The sequence below is a fragment of the Bacillus sp. 05T31 genome, from assembly GCF_056396725.1.
On record NZ_JBFTMA010000420.1, the window covers coordinates 1 to 6193 of the forward strand.

The 6193-nt window shown below is 34.5% G+C and carries 9 protein-coding genes; 6 read left to right on the forward strand and 3 right to left on the reverse strand.

Features of this window, described 5'->3' with window-relative positions; genetic code table 11:
- Together AC1DJR_RS20875 and AC1DJR_RS20880 are read left to right on the forward strand one after the other, a co-directional pair.
- On the forward strand, positions 1-836 hold an 836-nt coding region (locus AC1DJR_RS20875), incomplete at its 5' end, for a TIGR03943 family putative permease subunit (RefSeq protein WP_477003412.1).
- Positions 837-955: 119 nt separating this feature from the next.
- Positions 956-1462, forward strand: a complete 507-nt coding sequence (locus AC1DJR_RS20880) for an acyl-CoA thioesterase (protein WP_429688138.1) — start codon at positions 956-958, stop codon at positions 1460-1462.
- 131 nt (positions 1463-1593) lie between these two features.
- Here the strand turns inward: AC1DJR_RS20880 and AC1DJR_RS20885 are convergent, their stop codons facing one another.
- Positions 1594-1680 carry a YjcZ family sporulation protein gene (locus AC1DJR_RS20885; protein ID WP_000505094.1) on the reverse strand — a complete coding sequence of 29 codons (87 nt, stop codon included), beginning with the start codon at positions 1678-1680 and terminating at the stop codon, positions 1594-1596.
- A gap of 159 nt (positions 1681-1839) precedes the next feature.
- Here AC1DJR_RS20885 and cls point away from each other — a divergent pair, with 159 nt between their 5' ends.
- The 4 genes from cls (at position 1840) to AC1DJR_RS20905 (ending at position 4585) form a co-directional block, all read left to right on the forward strand.
- Complete coding sequence (gene cls / locus AC1DJR_RS20890; protein WP_429688137.1) at positions 1840-3024, forward strand: cardiolipin synthase; 1185 nt, start codon at positions 1840-1842, stop codon at positions 3022-3024.
- 32 nt (positions 3025-3056) lie between these two features.
- On the forward strand, positions 3057-3521 hold the full coding sequence (locus tag AC1DJR_RS20895) for a spore coat protein (protein ID WP_477003413.1): 465 nt from the start codon (positions 3057-3059) through the stop codon (positions 3519-3521).
- Between the two features lie 197 nt (positions 3522-3718).
- Entirely contained in the window at positions 3719-3862 is a 144-nt protein-coding gene (locus AC1DJR_RS20900) for a hypothetical protein (protein ID WP_477003415.1), read from the forward strand.
- 102 nt (positions 3863-3964) lie between these two features.
- The gene (locus AC1DJR_RS20905) at positions 3965-4585 is read left to right on the forward strand and encodes an NAD(P)-dependent oxidoreductase (protein ID WP_002168577.1); all 621 of its coding nucleotides are present in this window, start codon (positions 3965-3967) and stop codon (positions 4583-4585) included.
- A gap of 24 nt (positions 4586-4609) precedes the next feature.
- Here AC1DJR_RS20905 and AC1DJR_RS20910 read toward each other — a convergent pair whose 3' ends face one another.
- Together AC1DJR_RS20910 and AC1DJR_RS20915 are read right to left on the reverse strand one after the other, a co-directional pair.
- The gene (locus AC1DJR_RS20910; RefSeq protein ID WP_429688135.1) at positions 4610-5092 is read right to left on the reverse strand and encodes a DUF456 domain-containing protein; all 483 of its coding nucleotides are present in this window, start codon (positions 5090-5092) and stop codon (positions 4610-4612) included.
- A 1-nt stretch (position 5093) separates the two neighbouring features.
- Positions 5094-6193 (reverse strand): hemolysin family protein (locus AC1DJR_RS20915; protein WP_477003414.1); only part of this gene is annotated, 1100 nt, incomplete at its 5' end.

Sequence of the window (6193 nt, forward strand, 5' to 3'; positions counted from 1 at the left end):
TTTTAATTGGACAGCTTCATATTTCCGGTAACATTACGAAGTATATAAATATGAAGTACGCCTATTTATCAAAAACGGCAGCTATTATTTTAGGTTTCTTAACGATTGTACAAATTATTATCGTTTTCCAAAAAGAGCACCAAAAGGAAAAAGAGAAACATGATTGTAGTTGTGATCATAGTCATTGTGGGCATGATCATTCGAAAGATGAAAATACATGGTGGAAACGAACGTTTTCTTATACTCTGTTCTGTTTTCCGATTATTTCGGGATTATTTTTCCCGATTGCAACATTAGATTCGGACATTGTTAAGACGAAGGGGTTTCACTTTCCTGTTGCACAAGCAGAAAGTAAAGATCCATTTATGACAAGACAATTTTTAAGACCGGACACGAGTATTTATTACGGGAAAGAAGGATATCGTGGTGTAATGGAAAAAGGGAAGAAAGAATTTGTTACGAAAGACAATATCACTTTAAAAGATGAAGATTTCTTAAAGGGTATGGAGACAATTTATAATTATCCTGGTGAATTTACTGGTAAAACCCTGTCTTATAAAGGATTTGTTTTCCGAGATGATTCTTCTAAAAAGGAACAATATTTCTTATTCCGTTTCGGCATTATACATTGTGTTGCGGATTCGGGTGTATATGGTATGTTAGTTAAAAAACCAGAAGGTGTAGAGTGGAAAAATGATGATTGGATTCAGGTAGAGGGAGAAATTTCAACTGAATTTTATCAGCCGTTTCATGCGAATATTCCAGTGTTAGAAGTAACGAAATGGAATAAAGTTGAACAGCCGAAAGAACAATATGTATTTAGAGGAGCCGATTGATAACATCGGTTCTTTTTTGTGGACTAAAAGTTCTAAAAATTGTTAATATTAAACGTGTAGTTCATGAGGTGTAGTATATATTGGGATATTAGGGATAAATAATTAAAGGGGTGATAACAATGACTGAAGTAAAGGGTAAAACAGCTAATGAATCAAGAGTGTTTAAAACGAGTCGAGTATTTCCAACGGATTTAAATGATCATAACACGCTATTTGGTGGAAAGATATTGGCGGAGATGGATATGGTTGCTTCAATTTCAGCAACGAGACACTCGAGAATGGAATGTGTCACAGCGTCTATGGATTGGGTAGATTTCTTACATCCAGTACGTTCTTCAGATTGTGTTAGTTATGAATCTTTCGTAATTTGGACGGGAAGAACTTCTATGGAGATATTTGTGAAAGTAGTAGCAGAAGATTTAATTTCAGGTGAAAAACGTGTAGCGGCAACTTCATTCGTTACTTTTGTTGCGCTTAGTAAGCAGAATAATCCAGTTCCTGTACCGCGTGTTATCCCTGAGACAGAAGAGGAGAAAGAATTACATCGAATTGCTGTGTTACGTGCAGAACAGCGTCACATTCGTAAGGCGGAGAGTAAGAAGGTAGCTACACTGTTAACTTTTTGATGAGAAATACTTTCCTAGTGGTACTATTTTTGTAATAGGCTAAGGGATTTTTTGAAATGCAAAGCGGACACCTAAAAATAGGTGTCCGCTTTTATAGTTTTTTCATCCCCATATCGTATTACAATAACTGCTTAGCAGAAGCAAGCAGCACCGACGATAATTAAGAGGATAAATAATACGACTAGTAGCGCAAATCCATTACCATGTGCGAAGCCCATTGTTATTTCCTCCTTTTATTTTAAGATACAACATACAATATGCAAATGAACTCTTGTTTGATATGGACATATATCATGCAATGATATATTTTCTTGTATGATAATGTTTTAAAAAAGGAAAGATATAGGAAAACTGTATGTGAAGGAAGGAAATTATCCATGAAGCACTTTGTCATTGTAATACTTTGTTTTATAGGTGTATTCATATGGATGAACATCGATGTGGAAATGGGGAAAAAAATGGCTAGTGGTTATGAATTAGAAAAAATTCGATCAGGGGATTTTCAATTATATACGAACGGTGATGAGTTATATAGGAACTTATTTGATGATATAAATCGCGCAGAAAAGTATATATATATTCATTTTTATATTGTAGGTAAAGATGAAGTTAGTCGTGAGTTCTTACGGTTATTAGAGAAAAAAGCATCTAGCGGAGTAGATGTGAAATTGTCAGTAGATCGGATAGGCGGATATAAGCTGAAGAAAAAGATAATTAATCAATTAAAAGAAAAAGGCGTGAAGTTTACATTCAGTAAAAAACCTAAATTGAAAAATTTATTTTATTCTTTGCATCAACGTAATCATAGACGTATTGTWACTATWGATGGGAAAGTATCGTACATCGGTGGCTTTAATATTGGGAAGGAGTATCTTGGACAAGATCCTAAATTTGGTCCGTGGCGTGATTATCATGTACGCATTGAAGGAAATGGAGCTACTGATATGGAACGGAAATTTGGGGAAGACTGGCAGGAAGATACGGAAGAAAAGTTCCCTATACATCAAGAGTTACCTGTACAAGGAAATGTGAAATATCAATATGTATTTTCGAATGGAAAAGGTTTATGGAAGGAGTATGGAGCATTTTTAAAGAAGGCAAAACATTCTTTAATTATCGCTACACCATATTTTGTACCGAGTAAAGAAATGGTGAAGGGGCTGAAAGATGCATTAAATCGTGGTGTCCATGTAAAAATCCTCGTCCCATTTAAAAGTGATGCAGTATTGCTAAAACAGGCTGCCTATCCTTATTTGAAAGACATGTTAGATGCTGGAGCGGAGATTTATCAATATCGAAATGGATTTTTTCATGGGAAAGTAACAATCATCGATGAGGAAATGGTTGATATTGGTACAGCAAATTTTGATAATAGAAGTTTTTACTTAAATAACGAATCTAACTGTTTCATATATGATAAGACAGTCGTTGCTGACGTATGGAGTCGATTAAAAGAAGACTTTCATAAATCAAAACGATTTTCTGAAGAAGATTTTGAGAAAATTAGTAGATGGGATTGGTTTCTAGCAAGAATATCAAATGTTATCGCATCATATTTATAGTATAGAGATGAAATAGGAAGGGAGGCGCTTTAATGGATTGTATGAAAGAATTGATGACATATAGTTACACACTTATATATAAAGTTGGAGAATACACGAGCAAGGTTCGAGATGAAGAATTAAAAGATRTTTTGCAGCATCATTTGCCGTATATGTTACAAGCATATAATGAACAAGTGAATTTTCAAGAAGGAGAAAATATACAACATATAACTTGTAAACAAATGTGGCCGGAATTTACTGAAATGGATAGGGAAACAGATAATGAGTATACAGGGGATAYTGGGATTGCTATTTGTTATATTWCACATTTGAAACGATTAGCATTAAAGTTTGCTCAAGTKGCAGTRGAAGTTGCGAACCCAGAGTTTCGTTCTTTCTTGGAAAATTGTTTTGTGAAAATGAATCGTTATGCTTATAGTGTTTGGCAATATGTTGTGAAGAAGGAATATAAAATTAAACATTTATATGAAAATGAAAGTGAGAAGTTTGCGTGAAAAACTAAGACGGAATGAAAGGCGTCTTAGTTTTTTTATGTCTAATGAAAGGCTCAATTAGAAGAATTGAGAAAAACCAGTTGTGTTATCAGAGTATTTACAAAAGTTTACAATATCTTTACTGTTTTTAAATCTTTCCTTTAAAAATAAAGAGTAATATGGGATTGTACATATTCTATCAAAGGGAGGAAACGCAAATGAACAAATGGGTTAAGTCATTAGCTGCTATGGCACTTGCAAGTTCTTTATTAATGGTAGGTCCAATCGGGCATTTACGGGCAGTTATCTCCCACCTAATTTCCTCGCATTCGCCGAATTTACTGCCCGTTAATGCGGGATAAATGGATAATAGAGCTTCCTCACATATATGAGGGAGCTTTTTTGTTGCGTATTTGTAAGTTTTGCGGAAAAATAGAGAGAAAGAATGGGAGAGGGGATAATATATGAAAGTATGTATATTAGGAGCGACAGGTAGAGTAGGATCACACATTATGAAATTGGCATTACATGATTCATATGAAGTGACGGTATTAGTTCGTGATTTGAGTAGAGTGGAAACAGAGCATGAAAGGTTACATATTATAGAGGGAAATGTGTTAAACGGAAATGATATAAAGGAAGCGATTAAAGGATGTGATATTGTAATTAGTGCTCTTGGAACTGATCGGAATGGGACGTTAGAGAAGAGTTTACCGATTATTATAAAGCAAATGGAAGAAGAGGGCATAAAGAAAATTGTTACAATAGGAACTGCTGGTATTTTACAAGCACGAACAAACCCAAGTATATATCGTTTCCAATCAAAAGAATCGAAAAGAAAAATGACAACAGCTGCGGAAGATCATTTAGCTGCTTATGAAGCGCTGAATAATAGTAAACTATGTTGGACTGTTGTTTGTCCGACGCATTTAATAGATGGTGATGTAACCGGTGTATATCGAACTGAACAAGATATGTTGCCAACAGATGGATCGAAAATCACAGTTGGTGATACAGCTCAGTTTACATGGAGTTTACGTAATAAAAGCTTATACGAGAAAAGCCGAGTAGGTATTTCATATTAAAAAACCATCCCAAAATAGGGATGGCTAAAAAATGATATAGCATACAAAGATGATAATCATAATAATTTGGAGAATTGCTTTGGCTACTGTACTACTTAAAAAACCGACAACAGTTGCAATTCCGACTAAAAGGGCGTCTTTTGGCGCCTTTTTATGCATTAGTTCCGTAATAAATACAGATAAGAACGGTATGATAATAAGCCCGAATGGTGGGAAGAAGAACGATCCGACAATGATAGCAACCATACCAACACGTTCGCCCGATTTTGTACTTCCGTATTTTTTTAGGAAGTATCCATTTGCGATAAAGTCAGCAACGAAAATGAAGAGTGTAAAAATGACTTGAATAATCCAAAAAGATGGCGTTAACTCTCCGCCGTTTATTCCAAAATGATAAATGAAATAGCCAGCCCATACGGCAAGGATGCCAGGGATAATGGGGTATATAAAGGCAAGAAATGAAACAATGAAACAAGCAATGATACAAATTGTTAGTAAAACAGTCACTTTATAACTCCTTTGTAGTATCTAATTTATGTACAGCAATCTTTTTAATTTGATGCCCATCAAGTTCTAATGCTTTAAATTGAAAACCATCATATTCAACTGAATAGCCAGCCTCAATATTTAAATCAATTGATTGAGAGAGAAGCCAACCACCAATTGTATCTAAATCACTTTCATCGATATGTAGACCAAACATATCATTTACTTCAGAAATGAGTACTTTCCCATCTAAAACAGTAAGCCTAGCAGTGCGCTTTTCAATCATTGGTGATTCGTCTGCGTCAAATTCATCTTGAATTTCTCCGATAATTTCTTCAAGAATATCCTCCATCGTTAAAAGGCCAGCAGTTCCGCCGTATTCATCCATAACAATCGCCATTTGTACGCGGTTCTTTTGGAGGTGTATTAACGTTTTACGAATGGGAACTGTTTCAAATACAGTTAAAACAGGATGTATGTAGGCATCAAGTGGTTTGTAAATGCCTTTTGTTTGATTATGAAAAATCTCTTTCGTATTTATCATKCCRATAATATCATCTTTATCCTTTTCAATAATAGGATAACGTGTATACTTTTCAGTTGCAACGATTTTCATATTTTCTTCTAACGTATTTTCAGTAGATAAACAAACCATTTCAGTTCTAGGTACCATAATTTCTTTAGCAACACGATCATCAAATTCAAAAATATTATTTACATATTTATATTCGGTTTGATTAATTTCGCCGCTTTTATAGCTTTCACCTAAAATGAGTCGTAGTTCTTCTTCGGAATGGGCAAGTTCATTTTCTTTCGCAGGCTCTAAACCGAGTAATTTTGTGAAAAATATAGCTGCACTATTGAGAAGCCAAATGAACGGATACATAATTTTATCAAATAAAATAAGCGGTTTTGCAAATTTTAATGTGATTGCTTCAGCTTTTTGGATTGCGAAAGACTTAGGAACTAACTCGCCTAATACAACATGGAAAAAAGTAATCACACTAAAAGCAATAATAAAGGATAACGTGTTAGCCATTGTTCCAGTAATATTGATTTTTTCAAATAGTGGTCGCAGTAAATGTTCCACAGTTGGTTCACCAAGCCAACCAAGTCCTAAAG